Genomic DNA, 26607 nt, shown 5'->3' on the forward strand with positions numbered 1-26607 from the left:
TGTCTTAAAAAGGTTTAAAGCCTTACAGCAACAGAAATTTTTATCATAAAAAAAGCTCCTGAAAATTCAGGAGCTTTTAAGTAGGAAATTATCAATAATTAAGCGTTTTGCTTTTTGATTAAATTTAATGCCGATCCTTCATTGAACCATTCTATTTGACCAACGTTGTATGTGTGGTTTGTCATGATAATGTCTTTAGTCCCATCTGCATGAACTGCTTCAATAGTTAATGGCTTTCCAGGAGTAAACTCATTCAGATCTAAAAAGTTGAATGTATCATCTTCTTGAATTAAATCATAATCACTTTCATTTACAAAAGTTAATCCAAGCATTCCTTGCTTCTTTAAGTTTGTTTCATGAATTCTAGCAAACGATTTTACCAATACAGCTACCACACCTAAATGACGTGGCTCCATTGCAGCATGCTCACGAGAAGAACCTTCACCGTAGTTGTGATCTCCAACTACAATAGTAGGAATTCCTGCTTCTTTGTAAGCTCTTTGTGTTTTTGGTACTGCATCATATTCGCCATCAATCTGACTCTTAACAAAATTAGTTTGCATATTATATGCATTTACTGCACCAATTAAACAGTTGTTCGAAATATTATCTAAGTGTCCTCTATAGCGTAACCATGGTCCTGCCATAGAAATATGATCCGTTGTACATTTACCGTGAGCTTTAATTAATAATTTAGCTCCTTTAATTTCGCTTCCAATTGGAACAAATGGAGTTAATAATTCAAGTCTTTCAGAACTAGGGTCTACATTTACTTGAACGTGACTACCATCTTCTTCTGGAGCAAGATAACCATTGTCTTTTACTTCAAACCCTTTTGGAGGTAATTCCCAACCTGTAGGTTCATCTAACATTACTTCTTCTCCATTCTTATTAATTAAAGAATCTGTCATTGGATTGAAATCCAATCTTCCAGAGATAGCAATTGCTGCTACCAATTCTGGCGATGCTACAAAAGCGTGAGTATTTGGGTTTCCGTCTGCTCTTTTTGCAAAATTTCTGTTGAAAGAATGTACAATACTATTCTTTGGGGCATTCTTTGGATCTTCATAACGAGCCCATTGACCAATACATGGTCCACATGCATTTGTAAAAATCTTAGCATCTAGTTTTTCAAAAATTTCTAAGATTCCATCTCTTTCAGCAGTATAACGAACTTTTTCAGATCCCGGATTAATTCCAAATTCTGCCTTAGTTTCTAATCCTTTGTCTAAAGCTTGCTGTGCAATAGAAGAAGCTCTTGATAAATCTTCATATGAAGAGTTTGTACAAGAACCTATCAATCCCCACTCCACTTGTAAAGGCCATTCGTTTTCTGTAGCTTTCGCTGTCATATCTTTTCCTACTTCAGTAGAAAGATCTGGTGTAAAAGGTCCGTTTAATAATGGTCCTAACTCCGATAAATTGATTTCAATAACTTGATCGAAATATTGCTCAGGGTTTGTATAAACTTCTGGATCTGCAGTTAAGTACTCTTTCACTTCATTAGCTGCATCTGCAACATCTGCTCTTTCTGTAGCTCTTAGATAGCGTTCCATTGTTTCATCATAACCAAAAGTAGAAGTTGTGGCTCCAATTTCTGCTCCCATGTTACAAATAGTTCCTTTACCTGTACATGACATTGCCGTAGCTCCAGGGCCAAAATATTCTACGATAGCTCCTGTTCCTCCTTTTACTGTTAAGATATCAGCAACTTTCAAAATAACATCCTTAGGTGATGTCCATCCAGATAGTTTTCCTGTTAATTTTACACCTATCAATTTTGGGAATTTTAATTCCCATGGCATACCTGCCATTACATCTACAGCATCAGCTCCTCCAACTCCGATGGCAACCATTCCCAATCCACCAGCATTAACTGTATGCGAATCTGTACCTATCATCATTCCTCCAGGGAAAGCATAGTTTTCCAAAACAACTTGGTGAATAATACCTGCTCCAGGTTTCCAAAATCCAATTCCATATTTATTAGAAACAGATTCTAAGAAATTAAAAACCTCATTACTTGTATTAAGTGCATTTTGAAGGTCTTTACCTGCTCCTACTTTTGCTTGTATCAAATGATCACAATGTACTGTTGTTGGAACAGCAACTTTGTTTTTACCAGCTTGCATAAATTGTAATAAGGCCATTTGCGCTGTTGCATCTTGACAAGCAATTCTGTCTGGTGCAAAGTCTACATAATCCTTACCTCTAACAAATGCTTTGTTAGGGTTTCCATCCCATAAATGAGAGTACAATATCTTTTCTGCTAGTGTAAGAGGTTTGCCTGTAATTTCTCTTGCCGCATCTACTCTTTCAGCAACATTACGGTAGACCTCTTTGATCATCTGAATATCAAAAGCCATAAATATTTGTTTTTAAGTGTTTTTGGTCGCACAAAATTAATGCTTTCTAATGACATTTGAAAGATAAACACTAAAATCGATTAATTAATAGATATAATTCATTTAATATCTCTATAAATGAATTATTTGTAATTTTTAACTAAAAAAAGCAGCTTATATTATCAAGTTGATAATCAAGAAACGTAAATAATGTATGAAAAAGCAGGCCAATAAGCCGGATTCTGTACTCAAGTGAGTCTTATCATTTATCTAGTTCTAAAATTACTCTTAGAATCTATCTGCCTACCCCTTGGAATCGGGCGAGTAACCCTTTTACGAAATTTCGAAGCTCCAATATACGTGGCATTGCACCGCATAGAGTTTACCTGGTTTCACTACAGCCGAACTGTACTTGCTTTCTGTTGCACTGGTCCTCGGTTTACACCGGACGGATGTTATCCGCTATGCTACTCTATGGTGTCCGGACTTTCCTCCACGCCAAAAGCGTGGCGATAAGATAGGCCTGCTTTATGTTGTCTAAAATACATCTTTATTCATAAAAAAACCCACTCAAAGATTGAGTGGGAAAAATTGCTATGAAAAAGAAAAAGTGTTGTTGTTTTACCAACAACAAGACAAATTTAATATTTTATTTAAATTGAGAAAACATTTTTTGAAAAAATTCTCTTTATTTAAGAAAACATGTCTTTTACTTTTTCAAAAAAAGATTTATCTGACTTTTTAGGCGATGGTGTAAAGTTCTCATCATCAATCATTTTCTCAAAAAACTGACGTTGTTCTTTAGTTAGCTCTTGAGGAGTCCAAACATTGATATGAATTAAGAAATCTCCTGTTCCATAACGCTCTATGCTTGGCAACCCTTTTCCTTTTAATCGTAATATCTTTCCTGATTGAGTACCTGCATCTATTTTAACTTTTACTTTTCCTGTAACTGTTTCAATTTCTTTACTAGTTCCAAGAATTACTTCAGAAAGGTTTACATACAAGTCATAGTGTACATTGGTACCTTCTCTTTTTAATATTTCATGTGGAATTTCTTCTATCAACACTAATAAATCTCCTGATATAGAGTTTTTCCCAGGCGCTTCGTTTCCTTTTCCTCCAACTTTTAACTGAACACCTTCGGTAACTCCAGCTGGTATTTGGATAGAAACTGTTTCTTCTTTTACAATCAATCCTTGAGAATCCGATCCATTGGGTTTGCTACTAATAACTTCTCCAGTTCCTTGGCATGTTCCGCAGGTAGTTGCTGTTTGCATTCTTCCCAATATAGTATTGGTAACACGCATTTGTTGACCAGATCCATTACAAGTTGAACAGGTTTTATAAGAAACTCCATCGGCTTGAACTTTACGACGAACCTTTACTTTTTTCTCTACACCTTTTGCAATTTCTTCTAAAGTAAGTTTTACGCGAATTCTCAAATTTCCTCCTTTGACTCTAGCTTGTCTTGATCCTCCTCCGAATCCTCCGAATCCACCTCCGAAAGCTCCTCCAAATATATCTCCAAATTGACTGAAGATATCATCCATATTCATTCCGCCGCCGCCAAATCCACCTTGACCTCCTTCAAAAGCTGCATGTCCATACTGATCGTAACGAGCTTTCTTATTTTCGTCACTTAATACTTCATAAGCTTCCGCTGCCTGTTTGAATTTTTCTTCTGCGCCTTTATCATCAGGATTTTTATCAGGATGGTATTTTATTGCCATCTTTCTGTAAGCCTTCTTTATTTCAGCTGCCGAAGCTGATTTAGAAATCCCTAATACTTCGTAGTAATCTTGTTTAGCCATAGTTATTCAATGAGTAATTATCAGTGGTCAATTTTCAATTGAACATTGCTAATTGTAAATTGTTAATCGTTTTTATTGTCCAACAACCACTTTTGGGTGTCTGATAATTTTATCTCCAAGCTTGTACCCTTTTTCAACTGCGTCAATAATTTTCCCTTTTAACTTATTATTAGGTGCAGGAATTTGAGTTATTGCATCGTGAACTTCAGCATCAAAAGTATCTCCTTGTTTTACTTTAATTTCAGATAACCCTTTTTGAGTTAAGGTGCTTTTAAATTTATCATTAATCAGCTGCATCCCTTTTAACAGCTCCTTGTCTTTTGCTTTTTTGATTTCTGTCAAACCTCTGTCAAAATCATCCAAGATTGGCAGTAAAGATGTCATGAGTTCCTGACTGGCAGTTTTAAACAATTCTATTCGTTCTCTTGTTGTACGTTTTTTATAGTTTTCAAACTCTGCAAACAGACGTAAATATTTATCTTTTTCTTGTTGTAATAAATCTTCAGCAGTTGGTTCTTCTTTTACAACCTCTTGATTTTCTTCTGATTGAGCTTCTTGCTCTTGATTTTTAATTTCTTCTTCGTGTATCTTTTCTTCTTTACTCATTTTTAGTAATGATTAAAATGTTTACATTTTATAGTCAATAATTTTGCCAACAAAAAAATAGTGCCAAAGTGGCACTATTATCTTGTTTATTATTGTTTGACTAATAAATTAGTCTTTAATTCTTTCAATCTTAGCACCTAAAGAGCGTAAACGATTTTCAATATCTTCATACCCACGATCTATTTGCTCTATATTATTAATGATGCTTGTTCCTTTAGCTGACAAGGCTGCAATTAACAACGAGATTCCGGCTCTAATATCCGGCGATGTCATCTTAGTCGCTTTCAACTGAGATTGTCTGTTATGTCCAATGACTACAGCTCTGTGTGGATCTGATAAAATTACTTTTGCTCCCATGTCGATTAACTTATCGACAAAGAACAAGCGGCTTTCAAACATCTTTTGATGTACTAAAACTGTTCCTTTAGCTTGGGTAGCAACTACTAAAACGATACTTAGTAAATCTGGCGTAAATCCTGGCCAAGGCGCATCTGCAACTGTTAACACAGATCCATCAATATAAGTTTGTATTTCATAAGAATCTTGTTGAGGAATATAGATATCATCCTCTCTTCTCTCTAATTGAATTCCTAATTTTTTAAATACATCTGGAATTTGTCCAAGGTCATCCCAACTAACATTTTTAATGGTTAACTCAGATTGTGTCATAGCAGCCATTCCAATCCAACTTCCTATTTCAATCATATCTGGCAGTACTCTGTGTAAGCAACCTCCTAAAGAATCCACTCCTTCTATGGTTAACAAGTTTGAGCCAACTCCTCCTATTTTAGCTCCCATACTGTTCAACATTTTAGATAATTGTTGAATATAAGGCTCACAAGCTGCATTATAGATTGTTGTAGTTCCTTTAGCTAGAACAGCAGCCATGATAATATTGGCTGTTCCTGTAACTGAAGCTTCATCGAGTAACATGTTTGTACCTGTTAACCCATTTTCAGCTTCAACACCATAAAAATATTCTTCTCTATTGTAACGGAATTTTGCACCTAAACGAATAAATCCTTCAAAGTGTGTATCCAATCTTCTACGACCAATTTTATCTCCTCCAGGTCTAGGGATATATCCTCGACCAAATCTAGCTAACAAAGGACCTACAATCATTATTGAGCCCCGTAAAGAACTCCCGTCTCTTTTAAAATCGGCAGATTCTAAGTATTGTAAGTTGATATCATCTGCTTGAAACGTATAACTATTGACAGAATGCTTTTCAATTTTCACTCCTAATTCTCCTAGGATAAATATCAGTTTGTTAACATCAATAATATTGGGAATATTATCAATACGCACTTTTTCTGGGGTAAGCAAAACAGCGCATATTACTTGCAATGCTTCATTCTTAGCGCCTTGTGGCGTTATAGATCCATTTAATTGGTGTCCGCCTTCAATTTTAAAAGAAGCCATTTATCTTTTTCTATTTTTATGTTGTTGATTCTTCCCTTTCCCTTTGTTCTGACCTTGACCTCTTCTACTTTTCAGTAAATCTTTAGATTCAGATAATGGTTCTTCAGAATTCCTTAAATCTAATTTTCCGTCAGATAATTCAAATAAATGCTCAAAAATAACATCATCTTCAACTGTGTCTTTGTTCCAACTTAAAAAACACTTTTTCATGTGATTTGCTATAGTATAAACTAAAGCATCTTTCATTTCACCTCCGTCCCATGTAAGCGCTGTATCAATCATAATTTGAATATTGTTCCCATAGAAACGATATTTTGAAGCTGATTTCGGGTAATTTAAAGGTTCTGGTTTCTCTTGTAATTCTTCTTTAGATGGTTTTTCATAAGGCGAATCTGCATCTAATCTAAAGTCAGACATGATATGTAATTGATCCCACAATTTGTGTTTAAAATCTGGGACATCACGTAAGTGAGGTTGTAAATTACCCATAACATCAACAATAGCTTGCGCCATTTTATTTCGTTCTTCTTTGGACTCTAAGCTCACACAATGGTCTACTAGTTTTTGAATATGTCTTCCATATTCAGGAATAATCATGGTGGTTCTTTCTGAATTGTATTCTAAATCAAATGTCATCTATCTTTCTTATGAAGTTTTATGCTTTGCAAAATACGTATTATTTGGTTCGATTGCATCGATTTATCCAATAATTTTAAGCTTTGCAAATTGTAATAATAGTTTCTTTTTTCCTACTGTTCCAAACAATATTTCTGCTTTTTTATTGGCCCCTGCTCCTTCTAATCCAATAACTTCTCCTTTACCAAATCTATTGTGTTCTACGAAGTTGCCTACAGTAATTTTATCATCAAATAAGTTAGCATTTGATTGCGTTTGAGAAACCTTTCTAAGGTTCTTAGGAGGTGTGAAGTTTGTTTTTTTCGCCTGCTCTCTTTCTGCTCTCTTTCTTTGAATAGGCTTTTGAAAGCGAATCTTCTTTGGGGCATCACCAAAAATACTTTGGTCTACAAATCTATTTACAGAAGGTTCAATTACTTTAGGTGTTAAATACTCTAAGAATTGCTCATCAATTTCTTCTAAAAACCTACTAGGTTCTCCATCGGTAAGCTTACCCCAACGATAACGAGTTTGAGCATATGTTAAATAAGCTTGTTTTTCAGCTCTTGTTAATGCTACATAAAATAAACGTCTTTCTTCTTCTAATTCTGCTCGCGTATTCATACTCATTGCGGAAGGGAATAAATTCTCTTCTAATCCTACAATGTATACATAAGGAAATTCCAATCCTTTTGCTAAGTGAATTGTCATCAAAGAAACCCTAGGTTTGTCATCTTTTTTATCTGAATCAAAATCGGTGGCCAAAGCAACATCTTCTAAGAAGGCTGTTAGAGAAGAATCTTCTCCTGTTTCAATTCTATCTGTAATAAAATCTTTGACTCCATTAAGTAACTCTTGAACATTCTCAACTTTACTTACCGCTTCTGGAGTACCATCTTTTTCAAGATCTTTAATAAGTTGTGTTTGCTTTACAACCAAATCAGCTATTTCAAATGCATTTAATTTTTGGGCATCAATTTGAAAACGTAAGATCATGTTTAGGAAATTTTGCAATTTGGTTTTTGTTCCTGTATTGATCTTTAAATCTATCTTATCCAAATTCTTGATGATATCAAAAATGGATTTTTTATAGTGATTAGCAGCAATGGTTAGCTTATCGATAGTGGTTGCTCCAATTCCTCTTGCGGGGTAATTGATAATTCGTTTTAATGCTTCTTCATCATTTGGGTTAATGAGCATTCTTAAATAGGATAGTAAATCCTTAATCTCTTTTCGTTGATAAAAAGAGATGCCTCCATATATTCTATAAGGAATATCCTTTTTTCGTAATGCGTCTTCCATAGCTCTAGATTGCGCATTGGTACGATACAAAATTGCAAACTGATCGCTTTGCAATTGCTTATTCATTTTGTTATCAAATATAGATTGTGCAACAAAGCGTCCTTCTTCACCATCAGAAATAGTTCGCATTACTTTAATTGACTCACCTTTGTCATTTGAAGTCCATACTTGTTTATCTAGTTTCGTTTTGTTTTTTTCAATAACAGAGTTGGCAGCATTTACAATATTCTGAGTGGAGCGATAATTTTGCTCCAACTTAAATGTTTTTACATCTGGGTAATCCTTTTGAAAATTGAGAATGTTTTGAATATTCGCCCCACGAAACGCATAGATACTTTGAGAATCATCTCCTACTACACAAATATTTTGAAAGCGATCGGCTAATGCACGTACAATTAAATATTGAGAGTGATTTGTATCTTGATACTCATCAACTAGAATGTACCGAAATCTATCTTGATATTTAGCCAAGACATCAGGATGTCTTGCTAGTAATTCATTAGTACGAAGTAATAAATCATCAAAGTCCATCGCTCCTGATTTAAAACAACGTTCTACGTATTCTTTATAAATATCTCCCACTTTAGGTCTACTAGCCATTAGATCAGCTTCTTGTAAATCTGAGTTATTAAAATAAGCTCGAACGGTTATTAAGCTATTTTTAAAAGAAGAGATACGGTTTAAAATCTGCTTAGGTTTGTAACGATCTTTATCCAATCCCATTTCTTTGATGATTGACGTAATCAATCGAACAGAATCTTGCGTATCATAAATAGTAAAATTAGATGGAAATCCTAGTTTATCAGCTTCTGCTCTTAAGATTCTTGCAAAAACTGAGTGAAATGTTCCCATCCAAAGATTCTTGGCTTCACTTACTCCTACCACAGATGCAATTCTATCTTTCATCTCTCTGGCTGCTTTATTAGTAAATGTTAATGCTAGAATATTAAAAGCATCAACTCCTTCTTGCATTAAATGTGCAATACGGAATGTAAGTACTCTGGTCTTACCTGATCCGGCTCCAGCAATTATAATCATTGGGCCATCTTTTTGTAATACCGCAGCTTTTTGTGCCGGATTTAATGTATCTAAATAGTGCTTCAAGTGAACTCGAAATTGGAGACGCTAAAATACCATTAGCAATGCATAGCGACAAGTAAAGTTATTGACAATTTTGGGTTAGTAAGTAACAATTGGATAAACAAAAACGCATAACAAAACTAAAACCACATTTAATTGTAATTCTGGTAACTAATTTACTCTCAGATTATTGATTTTAAAAGATTGAAAAGTTAAAAAACTATCTTATTTAAACCTTCACTTAATTTTTTTTTACACTCTACAGCCCTACTCTATAAAGGGTTTATGAATTTTTTGTGCATTTTTTTGTAAAAAAATTTGCGTAACCGAATGGTTACATATATATTTGTAACAGATTAATTATCAAAAACTTATGAGAAGAGACGTTTATCAAGCTATTGCAGATCCAGTTAGAAGAGATATTATCAAACTTTTAGCAGAGCAATCGATGAATGTTAACAACGTAGCAAAGAATTATGAAATTAGTCGTCCAGCAATTTCAAGGCATTTAAAAATTCTAAATGAATGTGGAATTATAAGCATCAATAAAAAGGGAAGAGAACGCTTGTGTAAGGTAGAGCCAAAGATGTTAGTTCCAGCATTTAAATGGATAGATCAGTATAAAGAACTTTGGAAAGAAAAGAAAAATCATACCCCTACCCCCCTAAAATAAGCTACAAAAGCTCTTTGCAATAACCCCCTTAGCATTGAGCTTAGTAGCTTTTATTCTATTGACACTATATTTTTCTTAAATAATCGCATAGAAATTAATGTCATTCCAAATCCTATAGCCATTAAGATTCCCATTTTTGGTAGAATTTCAACAAGTGTTAATTGTCTCCAGAAAATATCAAAAAAGCCTTGAATACCCCAATAGTTAACACTAACTACAGCTGCCTTCTGCATAAATGCAGGCATCATCGAAATTGGAATCATACTACCTCCAATTGCTGACATTAAAATAATGATAATGGTGCTCATACCTTGAAGTTGTTGACGAGTTTTTACAGTTGACACAAGCAACACTCCAAAACCTGAAACAGCAAAGGAAATAGTCAAAATAAGCAGGATTAAAGATACTGTATCCATAAAAATTGGTAAACCGAATGCCAACCAGGCAAAGACAAACATAGCAGTTAATTGTAAAATGGATATAATAATTCCTGTTAGCATTTTTCCAAACAGAATATCCATCGGTTTTATAGGAGAGCTTAACAATCGTTTTAAAGTTCCTGCTTCTTTTTCTTCTAATAATCCACCTCCAATAGCAGCTATGGTAAACAACAGCATCATAATAGCTGTCCCAGCTACCGCCTGTACTAAACCAGGATTTGGCTTATTGTTACTAGGCTTAATAACAGAAGTCATCTTTACATGTACATTATTTAAAGCTTCAATGTTTCCATAGTTTCTAACTAAATTTCCTCTTACAACCGCCAATATCATTCTTGTTTGTATTTCTCTAGCAACATCATATTTTAGTTCTAGAGGCAAACTTTGTTGATCTTTCACTGCCCTTCCAAAACCCTCTTTTACAATAAGAGCTGCTGTACTTTTTCCTTTACGGATACGTTCTTCTGCTTCTGCTTCTTGATATCTTACTAAACGTAATGTAGGCTGCTGTTCTAATTTGGATATGAAATTCATAGACGTTTCTGTACTATCTTTATCTACAATGACCAAAGTAGAAGGTCTTGGTGAACTTTTCTTTCTACCTACTCCTCCAAAGGAGAAAGCAAATAAACTGATTAAGATAACCGGCAGTAAGAATGTTAAAAGCACTCCTTTCTTATCAGAGAAATAAATTTTTAATTCTTTTTTTAATATCGTAAGTATCATGTCTGGTTGTTTTATAATTAATCACGTAATTGCTTTCCTGTTAGATTCAAGAAGATTGTTTCTAAATTTATTTTTTGAAGTTGAATGTCTTTAATAGTTAAATCGAGACTATTGCAAGCTGTTATTATTTGCGAAAGCTCCCTTACTGAAGACTCAATAATTAATTTATTTTCTTTTTGGATCATTTGATATGAAAGCATTTCCTTTAATTGAATAACTTGGTTTTCAGAGAGAAAATTAAATTCTAATTCAACAATTTCTTTTGCTGGAACTAATTCTTGTAATTCTTCTTGTGTTCCTTGAGCAATGATTTTACCTGAATCAATAATTGCAATACTATTACACAATCGCTCTACTTCTTCCATATAATGCGTTGTGTAAATAATTGTCATTCCCTGTTTATTTAATTCTTCAATTACTTCGAAAATGTGATTTCTACTTTGGGGATCAATTCCTACAGTTGGTTCATCCATTAACAACACTTTAGGTTGATGCAATAAAGCAGCAGCAATGTTAATTCGTCTTTTCATTCCTCCTGAATATGTCTTTATCAAATCATTTTTACGATCAAATAAACCTATTAATTGTAAGGTTTTAGATATTCTTTCTTTTAGCTCTTTTGACGGTATTTTATATAGGTTACCCCAAAACATTAAATTATCATAAGCCGATAATTCTTCATATAATGATATTTCTTGAGGAACAACACCTATAAGTTGTTTGAATTTTTTTGAGTCTCCATTTAATGTAACCCCATCAATTTGTATGGTTCCTGTATCACTTTTTAAAAGTGAACTCATCATATGTAAAGTAGTTGATTTTCCAGCTCCGTTTGGTCCTAAAAGACCGAAAACCTCTCCCCTTTTTATAAAGAAACTTACACCATCTACTGCTTTGATATCTGAATACGATTTGGAAAGATTGGTTACTTGTATCATATCTAATTGAATTATGCCTCAAAAGTCATAAAATTGACATGCTGTGTAAAAATCTTCTTACTGAAATGTAATTTTTGATAGATGAATTGTCATCTTCTATCGTAAACGCGTAGAATTACCTATAAATGGCGTGGTAAGATTTTGTATGTTAACCACTCAAAATCAACCTATTATGAATTCAACTAAAATCAAATCTAATATTTATATTCAAGCAACAATAGTCTTAGCATTTTCAATAGTTTTCTGCTTGGGATGTAGAACAAAAGCTACTGTTTTGGCATGGGATACGGCAAATACACCTCTAGATTTCCCAGAAGCAAAATTGAATTTACCTTCTACTGGAGTATGCTTTTCGGGAGGTGGTACTAGAGCAATGAATTGTGCTTTAGGGCAAATGAAAGGCCTTGATAGCTTGGGATTATGGAATGATATTGGCTATATATCTGCTGTCTCTGGAGGTTCTTGGGCTTCTACTATTTTTACTTACTATAATAGTGGTGCTGAAAATGACAAACAACTTCTAGGAACTATTGCAAAACCAAATGAAATTAGCATGGAGCTTTTAGGTTATATGCCTAAAGGTTTTATGGGAGAAGTAATCTCAAAGCATTTGATTGATGATGCTTTAGAAAGGCTAGCTCTAGGTTCACTTACTCTAGGTATTTTACAAAAGATGGATTATGTATGGATTGACGCTGTAGGTAGTACTTACTTAAAGCCTTATGGCTTATATGACCCAAAGCATCCAAAGTATTTTACATTAAATGACAGTACTAGAAATGCTATTTTAGACAGAAATCCTAAATTAAAGGTTAGTGATTTTATTACGGTTCACAATCAAAAAGGAGATATAAAAAGACCTTTTTTGATTGTTAATTCAAGCTTATTAGCTCCAAATAAATATTTACCAATTAAAAACCCAGAAAATTTATCTGTATTCAATTACACACCTTTATATATAGGTTCTAACAATCCTATTGGAGTAACAGATACTGAGATCTTAACAGGTAAAACAATTAGTTTTAATGCTGGTGGTGGTTTTGTTGAGTCTTTTGGATTTGGTAGTGACTTACTTCGTTCTCAGAATAGACAATTATTAAACAATCAAGCTACTAAACTTCGAGTAAAATTAGCAAAACAACGTTTTGAAGCTGTTGATGCAACTGGAACCAGCAGTGCTGCTTATGGAGCTATGTTTAGTTCTAGTCTTTTAGCGCAAGTAGGCTCAGAAATATTAACACATTTTTCCGCAGATCAATTGATTCCTGAAGAAGAATATTGGCCTATTTCTGAAAATGGAGTTGTAGAAGATGCTCAAAAATATCGTTTTACTGATGGAGGAAACTTAGAGAATTTTGGCCTTATCTCTTTGTTGCAACGTGGCGTAAAAAAAGCAGTGGTATTTATTAATACAAATACTCCGTTAGACGTTACATTAGAGCCAAGTGCTAATTGTCCACCATTACCAAGTCAAGTATCTTCTGATTTATTTCCTTTATTCGGATACAACACTGGAAACCAAATACATAATCAAGTTTTCAAACAATCAGATTTTAATATAGTTTATGAAGGTTTGGCAAAAGCTAAGAAAGAAGGTAAAACTGTAATGACAAAAACGAAATTGAAGACAAAAGCAAATAAATGGTGGGGGATTAAAGAAAACCAATCTGTTGAAGTTTTATGGGTCTATAATGAATTTGTATATGATTGGTATAAAGATTTACCTGATGAAGTAAAAAAAGAGATATGCAAAGGTCCTAATGGAAAATTTCCAGACTTTCCTTTGTATAAACTTATTGGTGAGAATGGTTTAATTAATGGGATTTCCCTCACAAAAGAGCAAGTAAATCTATTATATCAATTAAGCGCATGGAATGTCTACAGTAATAAAGAAGTCTTCGATTTCTTAAAAGGCAAATAATAAAGAGAATCAACTATTTATAAATGCTGATAAAATTTTGACCATCCCATTCAAAAAGAATATTTTTGAATTATGGAAGACAAAATTTTAGAAGGTTTGGCTTATGCACTACCAGCAATTGTAACTGGAGGAGTTGCCTACTTTATATTTAGTGGTTTCTTAAAACAAGGAAATAGTGAAAAGAAACTGGAACTCTTAGCTGAAAAGAAAAAAGAATCTTTACCCATCAAGCTTCAAGCTTATGAAAGAATGCTATTGTTTTGTGAACGAATTAATCCTGTAAAGCTATTATTAAGGGTGAAACCGATTGGAGATAATAAAGAAGCTTATTTACAATTGTTGATGGGTAATATAGATCAAGAATTTGAACATAATATGGTACAACAACTCTATATTACGGATGAATGCTGGAATGTAATTATTGCTTCAAAATCTGCCATGATTAATACCTTAAGGTTAGTTGCAGACACTTCAGATTCTGCCAATGATTTTAGAGAAAAGGTTCTTTTAGAGTATTCTAAAAAAGAACCACAAACCAACACTGCTGTGGCGTTTTTGAAAAAAGAAGTTAGAAGACTTTTATAATATTTTATAAATAGAAAGTAAAAAGCGCCGAGAAATCGGCGCTTTTCTTTTTGCAATTCTACAATAAAGCAAAAATCGGGGGAATCCTGAAGAATCAGGAATTAAAATTTAAAACGGAGTCCGAATTTATAGTTAACTCCTCTTGTTGAAAATCCAAAAATCTCTTGGTAATCTTCATTAAGTAAATTTGTTACATTTCCGTACAAGGTAAGACCTTTCATCAATTTATGAGTAGCTCCTAAATCTAGTAAAGAGTAAGACTCTAAAGTAACATTCTGAACATTTAAGAAATCTCTAAAATCAGTATCATCACGATCGCTTACATATTGATAGTCTAGTAAGAAGTTTGTTTTATCTGATAAGCTGTAAGTAACTCCAGCATTGAATTTGTTCTTAGGAATACGAATAGCAATATCATCATTCTTTGTATATGTATAATTAGCATTCACCACCAAATCATCAATAATATCAAAAGAAGAGTTTACTTCTACTCCATTGATCGTTGTGTCACCCCCATTAACCATTTTGAATAATGTTGAATCATAAACAATAATGTTCTCTACATCTCTATTAAAGTATACAACATTTACCGTAAATGTGTTACGCTTATACTCAGCTCCAAACTCATACGTAGTACTTTCTTGCGGATCTAACTCAGGGTTTCCAAATGAAGAAAATAACTCTTGGATTGATGGTGCAACAAATGCAGTGCTATATGATCCAAAAATACGTGTGTAACCATTTTCATTTGTAAAACGATAAGACGGGTTAAAATTGTATACAAGATGATTACCATAAATATTGTGATTATTTAAGCGTACACCAGCATTGACATTGAATCCATTTTCAGAGATGTATACAATATTTGCATATGGATCTGTAATTGTAGTCTTTGGGTCTTGTGCAAACTGAGTTTCAGTTAATTCAGTTGCTCCGAAAGGAATAGAAAATGTTTGAATCTCATTACTTTGGAAGTTAACACCAGCAATCAACTTGATTTTATCAAAGTTATGCTTTATAAAAGCATCAATCATAGTGTTACTACCGTTACTTTTCCCAGGAAATGAAGTATTTACACGATTAACATCAAATTTACTGTAAGCAAAATTTACGTTTACTGTCCCTTTGTCATAACGATATTCAGAAGATAATCCAAAACGAGTGTTGGTTTCTCTTGCTCTATTTTCTGCATCAACAAAAGACCCTGCATCATAACTATAGTTAAAATTATTGATAGAGAAAGTCGCGTTGGTCGTAAACTTTTCTGAAAAATCGTATCCTAAACGTACATCAAAGTTATTTCTTCTGAAAGGATCTTCAGTAAAGATTTGATTCAAAGTTTCGTCTTTAGCTGCCGTCATTCCAGCTGATTCAAAAGATGAAAATGTAACTAAATAATTAAAATCATCTGTCTTCCCATTGATGCCAAAGTTAGTTTGTATCAAACTTCCAACATTTTCTGAATCTTGAGTTTGGTTAGTTCCTAGAAAAGTTCCAATTGTTCCATTAATTGAACCTTCAGAAGCTTTTTTAGTACGGATATCAATTACAGCTGTAGCTGCTCCAGACCCATATAAAGTACTTGAAGCTCCTTTACTAACTTCAATTGATTCTACTTGTTCAAGATCAATGTACCGAAGATCGAAGCTGTTTTGTAACGGATTCACAACTTGTAAACCATCAATCAAAATTACTACTTCATTAGAACGTCCACCGCGAACAAAGTATCCAAGATTTTGTCCATAAACACTAGTGTTTCCATTAATTTCAATTCCAGAAACTCTATTGATCAAATCAATTACTGTTTTCCCTTTGTTTTGTTCAATTACAGCTGGTGTTATCTTATGAACAACTTTACCAGAGTTTTCTTTTTTAATTTTGAAACGAGAGTCGATAACTATTTCATCTAACTTTTCTCTTTTTTCAGTTTCTTTTTTTTCTTGCGCGTAGGCAGAGCCCAATAGACTTAAGGCAAAAGCACCTACAAGCATCCATTGTTTTTTCATTTTTAATGATTTAATTTTTACAAATAAATCAGGTAAAATTTTTGTATCACATGTTGGTATAGTGCACAAACTTTTATCCCGAAAGTTTTTACTCGTGATTTTAGGCAGGTCTCCTGGCTTGTTTTAAACTATTAAACCTTCCCAGCTTCTGTCGAATTTATTTCGACATCTGACCAGTGGTATTTGTAGTAATAGCTTCTCTTAAAAAAGAGGTGCCGAAACATGTTCGACATAAACTTACAGTTGCGGGAACAGCTTTGGATTTTCACCAAATTCCCTTTTAATTTACTAACAACGATGTTGGTAGTAAAACCAAAAATCAGCGCAAATGTATAACAAAATAATTTAGTTTAACTAAGTGTTTATAAAACATTTTGTAATCTTGTTCTTCCAAATACACTTTATGAAACATCATAGTCTTGCACTCTGTTTAGCGCTTATATTTTCTTTCTTTTGCTTTTCATGCAGTAAAGATTCTAGAAAAAAAAGCAAAGAGACTAAAAATAAACTTACACTTGAAATAAAGCATTCTAAAAGCTTTGATATTCAGTATTTTAATAAAAGTAAAAAAATAACAATCAAGACTCCGTATCCTAAGGCGAAAGAACAATTTGAGTACCTACTTGTAAATAAAGTTGACTCTTCAGAAAGTTTGGCACAAATAATTACTCCTATTGAAAATATCGTAGTAACATCTACAACTCATATTCCAATGTTGGAATTATTAGAAGTGGAAAATCGATTGGTTGGATTTCAAAACACCAAATATGTTTCTTCTGAAAGAACAAGAAAAAGAATTGAACAAGGTTTTGTAAAAGAATTAGGAAAAGAATTTTCAATGAATACCGAAGTTCTTTTTGAATTAAATCCTGATGTTGTGGTAGGGTTTTCTATGACTAAAACGAATAAAACCTACAATTTAATAGAGCAAAATGGAATTCCAGTAATTATCAATGGAGATTGGTTAGAGGAAACTCCATTAGGAAGAGCTGAATGGATTAAGTTTTTTGGAGCATTATTTGATAAGAAAAAAGAAGCAGACAGTATATTTAACAAAATAGAATCAGATTACTTAGCTGCTATAGAGATTGCCAAAACATCGAAGAATAAACCTTCTATCTTATCTGGAGCTATTATGCGAAATGATGTTTGGAGTTTGCCAGGTGGCGAAAGCTTTGTAGCTCAATTTTTAAAAGATGCTAATGTTGAATATTTATGGGCTGACTCTGAAGGTAAAGGAAGCTTGAATTTAAGTTTCGAAAGTGTTTTTGACAAAGGGCAAGATGCAGATTTTTGGATAGCTCCAGGTTATTTTTCTTCAAAAGAACAAATGTTAGAAGCGAATAAGCATTACGCAGATTTTAAAGCATTTAAAAATAACAACATTTATACACCTTCAACTAAAACAGGAAAAACAGGCGGAGTTATTTATTTTGAACTAGCTCCTACTCGACCAGATCTTGTTTTAAAGGATATCATTAAAATCACCAATCCAGAATTACTTCCTGATTATGAGCTTACTTTTTTTGAGCGTATGAAATAGCTCAAAATAAAGTTATTTGACCATCGCCACTATTAGTATCGTCTGGTGAATTCTCTTCTGGAGTTTCCTTTTCTACTGAAGTAGTATTCTGTTTTGAATTTTCTACTACTTCTTCATCTACTACTTCTACTTCTTCTATTGGTTCTTCTTCAGGTTCATCATAAGGTAAAGAATCTAAAAGATTTACTTGTTTAATCTTTTCAGATGTTAACTGATTTCCTTGAGCTTTGATTCCCTTGACTGCAATAAATTCTTCAAAATTGATTTCTTTATTTTCTATAGATCGTTTAGAGAATACTATTTCACCTACTGGTCTATAGTCTGTAGCTATAATTTCAAGTTGAGAGTTTGGATGATCAGATATAAATACTTCTTCCTTATCTGGAGATTCAATTAAAAAACGCTTGACATAGTATTTAGATTTATCTCCATCAAAATAGATTGCGGAAATAGGTTTTTTGGGCACCCATTTTTCTAAAACAATCATATCCTCTTCAAAATGCATTTGTAAATCTGGAGAAACTGCTTTTATTTTCCCTGATTGTGTTGCTATTAACAACTTATCTTCTGCTCTAAACTCTCCTAACAATTCCCCTCTATCATCAACATTTAAGCGCTGTACAGCATCATCAAACCAAATTTTTCTAGGTTTTAAGGTAGAAACTCCAGCAGTTTTGAATTCAACCTTTCGAATAGCGTATTTGGTAATTGTATTTCCTCTTACGCCTCTACCTTTCACTGCAAGATCAGCAAAGTCTATATCCCATTTGAGCTTTTTAACACTACCTACAGCTCTTAATAATACTGTTACTACTTCGGCTTCTCCGTTAGGATTGGCTGTAAAATAGTGAACCAACGATGATTTACTGCCATTAGCGAGGTCATATTCTTTATCTCGAGTGACACCAGTAACATTGAAACGTTTCATATAACTAGGTCCGCCTTTACCATCACGATACATCATGTTGTAAACTGTACGTTTGTCTTTTTTCTTAAATACAGCAACATGAATGATGTCTTTTCCAACAAAAGTCTTTGAAGCAACTTTAGTAACCATCATTTTACCATCTTTTCTAAAGATGATTACGTCATCAATGTCGGCACAATCTGTTACATATTCATCTTTACGTAAGGAAGTACCAACAAATCCTTCTTCTCTGTTTACATAAAGTTTGGTATTTCTAATTACAACTTTAGTAGCTACAATATCATCAAAGGTTCTTATCTCTGTTTTACGTTTTTTGTCTTTACCGTATTTAGATTTGAGTTCTTTAAAATAATCTACAGCAAATTCAATCAGATTGGCTAAATGATGCTTTACTTGCTCTATTTTCTCTTCTAAACCTTCAATGAATTGCTTTGCTTTGTCTATATCGAACTTTGAAATCTTCTTAATTCTGATTTCAGTAAGACGAACAATATCTTCTTCAGTTACCGCTCTTTTTAAATGTTTAACATGAGGTTCTAATCCTTTATCTATAGCAGCAATAACACCTTCCCATGTTTCTTCTTCTTCAATATCTCGGTAGATTCGGTTTTCAATAAAAATCCTTTCTAATGAAGCAAAATGCCATTGTTCTTCTAATTCATTTAGTTGAATTTCTAACTCTCTTTTTAAGAGTTCTACAGTATAATCTGTAGATGATTTTAGCATTTCAGAAACTCCAATGAATCTTGGTTTATTATCTTCAATTATACAGCATAAAGGCGAAATAGAGTTCTCACAATTTGTAAATGCATATAAGGCATCTATGGTTTTATCTGGCGAAATATTTGGCGGCAAATGAACAAGGATTTCAACATTAGCTGCAGTGTTATCTTCAATACGTTTGATCTTTATTTTCCCTTTGTCATTGGCTTTTAAGATACTATCTATTAAAGACGATGTGGTAGTTCCAAAAGGAATTTCGGTAATGACTAATGTCTTTTTATCGAGTTGAGATATTTTAGCACGAACACGAACTTTACCTCCGCGTTTTCCATCATTATAATTTGAAAAATCAGCTATACCTCCTGTTAAGAAATCAGGAACAATCTTAAAACTTCTTCCTTTTAAGTATTTGATTGAGGCATCAATAAGTTCATTAAAGTTATGAGGAAGAATTTTAGTTGATAAACCTACAGCAATTCCTTCTGCTCCTTGAGCTAGCAATAATGGGAATTTAACAGGTAAATGAACCGGTTCTTTTTTACGCCCGTCATATGATGCTTGCCATTCTGTTGTTTTTGGATTGAACACAACATCTAAAGCAAACTTCGATAAACGTGCTTCAATATAACGAGAAGCTGCAGCTCTGTCACCTGTAAGAATATTCCCCCAGTTTCCTTGCATATCAATCAACAACTCTTTCTGTCCCATTTGCACCATAGCATCTGCAATAGATGCATCACCATGAGGATGATATTGCATAGTATGTCCTACTATATTGGCGACCTTATTATAACGCCCATCATCCAAATCTTTCATAGAATGCATGATACGACGTTGCACTGGTTTGAATCCATCATTGATTCCCGGCACAGCCCTTTCTAAGATTACATAAGAAGCATAATCTAAAAACCATTCTTTGTACATTCCAGTTACTTTCGTAATGGTTTCTGTAGCTTCAGTAGTTGATGCTTGACTTAATTCTTCGTCAAATTCTTCTTGTTCGTTAATTTCTTCACTCATTCAATTGCAGGTTTACTTTTTTTGCTGCCTTTTTACCATTCTCATTGCTAAAATTAGAAGAGCCATGGAGAGAATTCCTAAATAAGGTGATCTGTTATTACTAAAAGAGAGATTTTGATAATCTATTTCAAAAAACCATGATATAATAATAATCAAGGCTAGTATAATAACAATATTTATGGCCTTCTTTTTCACGCTTCTTCTACAATATCTAATTCTACTTTTAAGTTCTCAATAATAAACTTTTGTCTGTCTGGTGTGTTCTTACCCATGTAGAACTGCAACATTTGATCTATCGACATTTCTTTATCCAGCATTACTGGGTCTAAACGAATATCATCTCCAATAAAATGCACAAACTCATTAGGAGAGATTTCACCCAATCCTTTAAATCGTGTGATTTCTGGTTTTCCTCTTAATTTATCTATTGCCTGTTGTTTTTCTTCTTCCGAATAGCAGTATATCGTTTCTTTCTTGTTTCTTACTCTAAACAAAGGTGTTTCTAAAATATACAAATGTCCCTCTTTGATTAACTCAGGAAAAAACTGCAAGAAAAACGTAATCAATAACAAACGAATATGCATTCCATCAACATCTGCATCTGTGGCAATTACAATGTTGTTATATCTTAAATCTTCCAAACCATCTTCTATATTCAAAGCAGCTTGTAAAAGATTGAATTCTTCATTCTCATATACAATCTTTTTAGACAAACCATAAGAATTTAAAGGCTTACCTTTTAAACTAAAAACTGCTTGTGTATTTACATTCCTAGATTTAGTAATGGATCCAGAAGCAGAATCACCCTCTGTTATAAATAATGTGGTGTCTAAATAGTTTTCTTTCTTGGTATCTCCAAAGTGAACTCTACAATCGCGTAATTTTTTGTTATGCAAGTTGGCTTTTTTAGCTCTCTCCCTTGCTAGTTTACGAATTCCAGAAAGTTCTTTACGTTCTTTTTCTGCTTGTAGTATTTTCTTTTGAAGTTTTTCTGCTGTATCTGCATTTTTATGCAGATAATTATCAAGGTTTGTTTTAACAAAATCATTGATATACGTTCGAACAGTTGGCAAGCCTCCGCCCATTTCAGTGGACCCAAGTTTTGTTTTGGTTTGACTTTCGAAAACCGGTTCCATTACTTTGATACTTACAGCGGAAATAATGGATTTACGAACATCAGAAGCTTCAAAGTTTTTTCCATAAAACTCACGTACAGTTTTTACAACAGCTTCTCTAAATGCTGCTTGATGTGTTCCTCCTTGTGTTGTATGCTGACCATTAACAAAAGAATGATATTCTTCTGAATATTGTGTCTTACTATGCGTAATAGCTACCTCAATATCATCACCTTTCAAATGAATAATTGGATACAACATATCATCTTGATTATTGTTGTCTTCCAATAAATCTTTCAAACCATTTTCTGAGAAATACTTCTCTCCATTAAAAATAATTGTCAATCCAGGATTTAGGTACACATAGTTTTTCAGCATTTTTGCTACATACTCATTTCTGAATTTGTAGTTCTTAAAAATACTTTCATCTGGAATAAAAGAAACTTTTGTTCCTTTTCTTCTGGAGGTTTCATCTAACTTTTCTTGATTAACTAAATTTCCTTGCTCAAATTCTGCTGAAGCAGATTTACCTTCTCTATTAGATTCTACACGAAAATATGTTGACAATGCATTTACTGCCTTGGTACCAACTCCATTCAACCCAACAGATTTCTTAAATGCTCTGGAATCATATTTTCCTCCCGTATTCATTTTAGAAACAACATCAACCACTTTACCTAAAGGAATTCCACGACCATAATCACGTACGGTAACCTTGTTCCCTTGTATAGAAATTTCAATTGTCTTTCCAGCACCCATAACATACTCATCAATTGAGTTGTCTAGTACTTCTTTTACCAAAATATAAATACCATCATCTGCCGAAGAACCATCACCTAACTTCCCAATATACATACCGGGTCTCATCCTGATGTGTTCTTTCCAATCTAGAGATCGTATATTATCCTCAGTATACTTAGTTTCTTGAGCCATAAAATCTAACTGCAGTTTTGAAGTAGTTGCTAAAATAGGATTTCTCGTTAAAAATCAAAATGACCATGAACATTAGTTATTAACAGAGTTTTCACTAGCTGAATGATTATATTTTTACAAAAAATAACAATTTGTTGTATTTTAATACATATTGTTTTTAAGATGGATTATTTTCTACTTTCGTATTGAAATTGACAGCATGGAATCAGACATTTTATTAGAGTTAACAGAGAAATATGGGAGTCCTTTGTACGTGTATAACACAGATACAATTGCATTACAATACCAAAGAATAACAAAGGCTTTTGATAAGGTAAATAGCTTACAACTAAATTATGCTGTAAAAGCATTATCAAACATTAATATTTTAAAATATTTTAAGAAGTTAGATTCAGGTCTCGATACTGTTTCTATTCAAGAAGTACAATTAGGATTGGAAGCTGGTTTCGAACCACAAAAGATTATATATACACCTAATGGTGTTTCATTAGAAGAAATAGAAAATGTTGCTAAGAAAGGAGTACAAATTAATATAGATAACCTTTCTATTTTGGAATTGTTTGGACAAAAGCATCCAGACATTCCTGTTTGTATTCGCATCAATCCACATATAATGGCAGGAGGAAATAGTAAAATTTCTGTTGGTCATATAGATTCGAAGTTTGGAATTTCCATTCATCAAGTTCCTCATATCAAACGTGTAGTTGAAAATACTGGAATGCATATTAACGGAATACACATGCATACAGGTTCTGATATTTTAGATATTGACACATTTATCAGAGCTACTGAAATTTTGTTTGATGTTGCTAAGCAATTTGAGAATATTGATTTTATAGATTTTGGTAGCGGTTTTAAAGTTCCTTATAAAGAAGGAGACATATGCACAGATATTGAACAGCTAGGTGTACAACTTTCGCAACGTTTTAATGAGTTTTGTGATGAGATAGGAAAAGAAGTAACATTGATGTTTGAGCCTGGAAAATTTTTGGTTTCCGAAGCTGGTTTCTTTTTAGCCAAAGTAAATGTTGTAAAGCAAACAACTTCAACTGTTTTTGCTAGTGTTGATAGCGGTTTCAATCATTTGATTAGACCAATGATGTATGATTCATATCATCATATTAGCAATATTTCAAATCCTTCTGGTAGAGATCGTTACTACTCTGTGGTTGGATATATTTGTGAAACAGACACTTTTGGTTCAAATAGAAGAATCTCTGAAATTTCTGAAGAAGATATTTTGTGCTTTCATAATGCTGGTGCTTATTGTTTTTCTATGTCATCTAACTACAATTCACGTTATCGTCCAGCAGAAGTAATGATTTATGAAGGAAAAGATTATTTGATTCGAAAAAGAGAAACTTTTGAAGATATTTTAAAAAATCAAGAAGTTGTAGATCTAATATAAAAATCCAGATTTGAATTGATTAATGGTAATACAAATCTGGTTGGTGATTTTGGTTGATTGCCAAAAAAGAGCGCTTTATAAGCGCTCTTTTATTTATGTCAATCTTCTCAAATATTTTATTAATTTCCGCTATTCAAAATGAATAGATGAAAGTTTGTATTGCAGAAAAACCTAGTGTTGCTAGAGAAATTGCTAACATTCTAGGAGCCAACACAAAACGTGATGGTTACTTTGAAGGAAACGGCTATGCCGTTACTTATACTTTCGGACATTTATGTACTCTTTTAGAACCTAAAGATTACAAACCTCATTGGAAAAGTTGGGATTTAAACAACTTACCAATGCTTCCAGAAAAATTCTCTACAAAGGTTACCAATGATTCTGGAATTCAAAAACAATTCAATATTGTGAAGAGTTTGTTTGAAAAAGCAGAAGTTATTATCAATTGTGGTGATGCTGGACAAGAAGGAGAGTTAATACAACGCTGGGTTATCAATCAAACAAATTATCAAGGAAAAGTAAAACGATTATGGATATCGTCCTTAACAGAAGAAGCAATCAAAGAAGGTTTTGAGAATTTAGAATCCTCAGAAAAGTATGACAATTTGTATTATGCTGGCTATTCTAGAGCCATTGGTGATTGGTTATTAGGATTAAATGCTACTCGTTTATATACAGTTAAATTTGGCGGCTATAAACAAGTTTTGTCAATAGGAAGAGTACAAACTCCTACCCTAGCAATGCTAGTTAATCGTTATCAAGAAATTCAAAACTTCAAGCCAAAACCTTATTGGGAATTGCAAACTACGTATAAAAACACTTTGTTTAATTATGAAGATGGGCGTTTTACCAAAAAAGAAGATGGACAAATCTTAGCTGAAAAAGTAAAAGCTGCTGACTTTGAAATTGTTTCTGTAATTAAAAAGAAAGGTAAAGATTATGCTCCTAAATTGTTTGACCTCACAGGACTACAAGTATATTGTAATAATAAATTTGGATTTTCGGCAGATGAAACTTTAAAGATTGTTCAAAAATTATATGAAATGAAAGTAGTTACCTATCCTAGAGTTGATACTACTTTTTTACCCAATGATTTATATCCTAAAGTTCCTAATATTCTAAAAAGACTCACTAAGTACAGTGAACTTACACAATCTTTATTAGGTAAGAAAATAAGAAAAACAAAAAAGGTTTTTGATGATGCCAAGGTAACCGATCATCATGCAATCATTCCTACTGGGATTGAAGCGAATTTGCAGTACAATCAACAACAAGTATATGATATAATAACTAGGCGTTTTATCGCTGTTTTTTATGATGATAGTGAAGTGTCAAACACCTCTGTATTTGCTAAAGCTGCTGAAGTTCCTTTTAAAACAACTGGAAAAGAAATCCTAACTCAAGGTTGGCGAGTGGTATTTAAGATAAAAGACAATGAAAAGAAAGATAATCAAACTCTTCCTTCTTTTATTGAAGGTGAAAAAGGTACACATGAACCTTCTTTTTTAGAGAAAGAAACCAAACCTCCAAGAAATTATACAGAAGCAAGTTTGCTACGAGCTATGGAAACAGCTGGTAAACAAGTTGATGATGATGAAATGAGAGAATTGATGAAGGAAAATGGAATTGGTAGACCTTCTACGCGTGCTAGTATTATAGAAACGCTCTTTCGAAGAAAATACATAGAACGAAAAAAGAAATTGGTAGTCCCTACTCAAACTGGAATTCAGTTGATTGAATTAATTGATAATGAATTATTAAAATCTGCAGAGCTTACTGGGAGATGGGAAAAGCGTTTGAAAGAAATAGAAAGAGGTGAATTTAATGCTGGAACTTTTATCAAGAATATGAAAAAAATGGTAGATGATTTGGTATATGAAGTCCGCTCTAGTAAAGCCAAAGTTCGTATATCTCACACTACATCTGCAATTGATATTGATACAAAAGAAAAATCATCAAAAAAGAAAACCAAAAAACAAGTTGCTGGCAAAATCTGTCCAAAATGTAAAAAGGGTACTTTATTGAAAGGAAAAACTGCATTTGGTTGCTCAGCTTATCAAGAAGGATGTGTTTTCAAAATACCTTTTAAAATTTATGAAAAAAAGATTTCAGAGAATCAAATAGTACGTTTGCTAGAAAAAGGTTCTACGACAAATTTAAAAGGTTTTAAAGCCGAATTGGGATCTGTAGAAGGCTTACTTCGTTTTGATGAAAACTATACAATCAAACTAGAAACTAAGAAAGAATCTGTTATTTCGAAAAGAGTAGAGAATTCTCAAAACGATAAAATTCCTTGTCCTAAATGCCAAAAAGGAACAATATTAAAAGGGAAATCGGCTTACGGCTGTTCTGAATACAAACAAGGTTGTGACTTTATTTTTCCGTTTGAAAGGCTTAAAAAAATTGCCAGTGGGCAACCATTAACAAAAGAATTAGTTTTTAAAATTATTAGTCAATAAAAAAG

Annotated in this window: 17 protein-coding genes, 1 other RNA gene and 1 riboswitch; of the genes, 6 read left to right on the forward strand and 12 right to left on the reverse strand. The window is 33.0% G+C overall.

What is annotated here, in order from left to right:
• Positions 1-98: 98 nt before the first annotated feature.
• The 7 genes from AAON49_RS07885 to AAON49_RS07915 all read right to left on the reverse strand — a co-directional run bounded on the left by AAON49_RS07885 (position 99) and on the right by AAON49_RS07915 (position 9208).
• A complete protein-coding gene (locus tag AAON49_RS07885) occupies positions 99-2366 on the reverse strand; it encodes an aconitate hydratase (RefSeq protein ID WP_349553934.1) in 2268 nt (755 codons plus the stop codon).
• A gap of 194 nt (positions 2367-2560) precedes the next feature.
• An RNA gene (gene rnpB, locus AAON49_RS07890) (RNase P RNA component class A) lies at positions 2561-2875 on the reverse strand.
• 162 nt (positions 2876-3037) lie between these two features.
• A complete protein-coding gene (gene dnaJ, locus AAON49_RS07895) occupies positions 3038-4159 on the reverse strand; it encodes a molecular chaperone DnaJ (RefSeq protein WP_349553935.1) in 1122 nt (373 codons plus the stop codon).
• Positions 4160-4231: 72 nt separating this feature from the next.
• The gene (locus tag AAON49_RS07900; protein WP_349553936.1) at positions 4232-4765 is read right to left on the reverse strand and encodes a nucleotide exchange factor GrpE; all 534 of its coding nucleotides are present in this window, start codon (positions 4763-4765) and stop codon (positions 4232-4234) included.
• A gap of 108 nt (positions 4766-4873) precedes the next feature.
• Positions 4874-6187 (reverse strand): UDP-N-acetylglucosamine 1-carboxyvinyltransferase, encoded by a 1314-nt coding sequence (gene murA / locus AAON49_RS07905; protein WP_349553937.1) that lies wholly within the window; start codon positions 6185-6187, stop codon positions 4874-4876.
• Positions 6188-6823, reverse strand: coding sequence for a DUF4290 domain-containing protein (locus tag AAON49_RS07910; RefSeq protein WP_349553939.1), 636 nt, complete (start codon positions 6821-6823; stop codon positions 6188-6190).
• 63 nt (positions 6824-6886) lie between these two features.
• On the reverse strand, positions 6887-9208 hold the full coding sequence (locus tag AAON49_RS07915; RefSeq protein WP_349553941.1) for an ATP-dependent helicase: 2322 nt from the start codon (positions 9206-9208) through the stop codon (positions 6887-6889).
• Positions 9209-9557: 349 nt separating this feature from the next.
• Between AAON49_RS07915 and AAON49_RS07920 the strand changes: the two genes are divergently transcribed.
• Entirely contained in the window at positions 9558-9857 is a 300-nt protein-coding gene (locus tag AAON49_RS07920; protein ID WP_349553943.1) for an ArsR/SmtB family transcription factor, read from the forward strand.
• A gap of 50 nt (positions 9858-9907) precedes the next feature.
• Here the strand turns inward: AAON49_RS07920 and AAON49_RS07925 are convergent, their stop codons facing one another.
• Together AAON49_RS07925 and AAON49_RS07930 are read right to left on the reverse strand one after the other, a co-directional pair.
• Positions 9908-11023 carry an ABC transporter permease gene (locus tag AAON49_RS07925; RefSeq protein ID WP_349553945.1) on the reverse strand — a complete coding sequence of 372 codons (1116 nt, stop codon included), beginning with the start codon at positions 11021-11023 and terminating at the stop codon, positions 9908-9910.
• Positions 11024-11040: 17 nt separating this feature from the next.
• On the reverse strand, positions 11041-11961 hold the full coding sequence (locus AAON49_RS07930) for an ABC transporter ATP-binding protein (RefSeq protein ID WP_349553947.1): 921 nt from the start codon (positions 11959-11961) through the stop codon (positions 11041-11043).
• 172 nt (positions 11962-12133) lie between these two features.
• On the opposite strand from AAON49_RS07930, the gene AAON49_RS07935 reads away from it, so the two are divergent.
• Positions 12134-13882 carry a hypothetical protein gene (locus tag AAON49_RS07935; RefSeq protein ID WP_349553948.1) on the forward strand — a complete coding sequence of 583 codons (1749 nt, stop codon included), beginning with the start codon at positions 12134-12136 and terminating at the stop codon, positions 13880-13882.
• 72 nt (positions 13883-13954) lie between these two features.
• Positions 13955-14467 carry a DUF7935 family protein gene (locus AAON49_RS07940; RefSeq protein WP_349553950.1) on the forward strand — a complete coding sequence of 171 codons (513 nt, stop codon included), beginning with the start codon at positions 13955-13957 and terminating at the stop codon, positions 14465-14467.
• Positions 14468-14568: 101 nt separating this feature from the next.
• Here AAON49_RS07940 and AAON49_RS07945 read toward each other — a convergent pair whose 3' ends face one another.
• The gene (locus AAON49_RS07945; protein ID WP_349553952.1) at positions 14569-16473 is read right to left on the reverse strand and encodes a TonB-dependent receptor plug domain-containing protein; all 1905 of its coding nucleotides are present in this window, start codon (positions 16471-16473) and stop codon (positions 14569-14571) included.
• 86 nt (positions 16474-16559) lie between these two features.
• Positions 16560-16805, reverse strand: a riboswitch (cobalamin riboswitch).
• 71 nt (positions 16806-16876) lie between these two features.
• On the opposite strand from AAON49_RS07945, the gene AAON49_RS07950 reads away from it, so the two are divergent.
• The gene (locus AAON49_RS07950) at positions 16877-18016 is read left to right on the forward strand and encodes an ABC transporter substrate-binding protein (RefSeq protein WP_349553954.1); all 1140 of its coding nucleotides are present in this window, start codon (positions 16877-16879) and stop codon (positions 18014-18016) included.
• A gap of 1 nt (position 18017) precedes the next feature.
• On the opposite strand, the gene AAON49_RS07955 is transcribed toward AAON49_RS07950, so the two are convergent.
• Positions 18018-20687, reverse strand: a complete 2670-nt coding sequence (locus AAON49_RS07955; RefSeq protein WP_349553956.1) for a DNA gyrase/topoisomerase IV subunit A — start codon at positions 20685-20687, stop codon at positions 18018-18020.
• Positions 20688-20878: 191 nt separating this feature from the next.
• A complete protein-coding gene (locus AAON49_RS07960) occupies positions 20879-22735 on the reverse strand; it encodes a DNA topoisomerase IV subunit B (protein ID WP_349553958.1) in 1857 nt (618 codons plus the stop codon).
• 199 nt (positions 22736-22934) lie between these two features.
• On the opposite strand from AAON49_RS07960, the gene lysA reads away from it, so the two are divergent.
• Both lysA and AAON49_RS07970 read left to right on the forward strand, forming a co-directional pair.
• The gene (lysA, locus tag AAON49_RS07965; RefSeq protein WP_349553960.1) at positions 22935-24143 is read left to right on the forward strand and encodes a diaminopimelate decarboxylase; all 1209 of its coding nucleotides are present in this window, start codon (positions 22935-22937) and stop codon (positions 24141-24143) included.
• A 146-nt stretch (positions 24144-24289) separates the two neighbouring features.
• Entirely contained in the window at positions 24290-26602 is a 2313-nt protein-coding gene (locus tag AAON49_RS07970; protein ID WP_349553962.1) for a type IA DNA topoisomerase, read from the forward strand.
• Positions 26603-26607 lie beyond the last annotated feature (5 nt).

The sequence above is a fragment of the Pseudotenacibaculum sp. MALMAid0570 genome (genome assembly GCF_040151415.1).
Classification (GTDB): domain Bacteria; phylum Bacteroidota; class Bacteroidia; order Flavobacteriales; family Flavobacteriaceae; genus Polaribacter.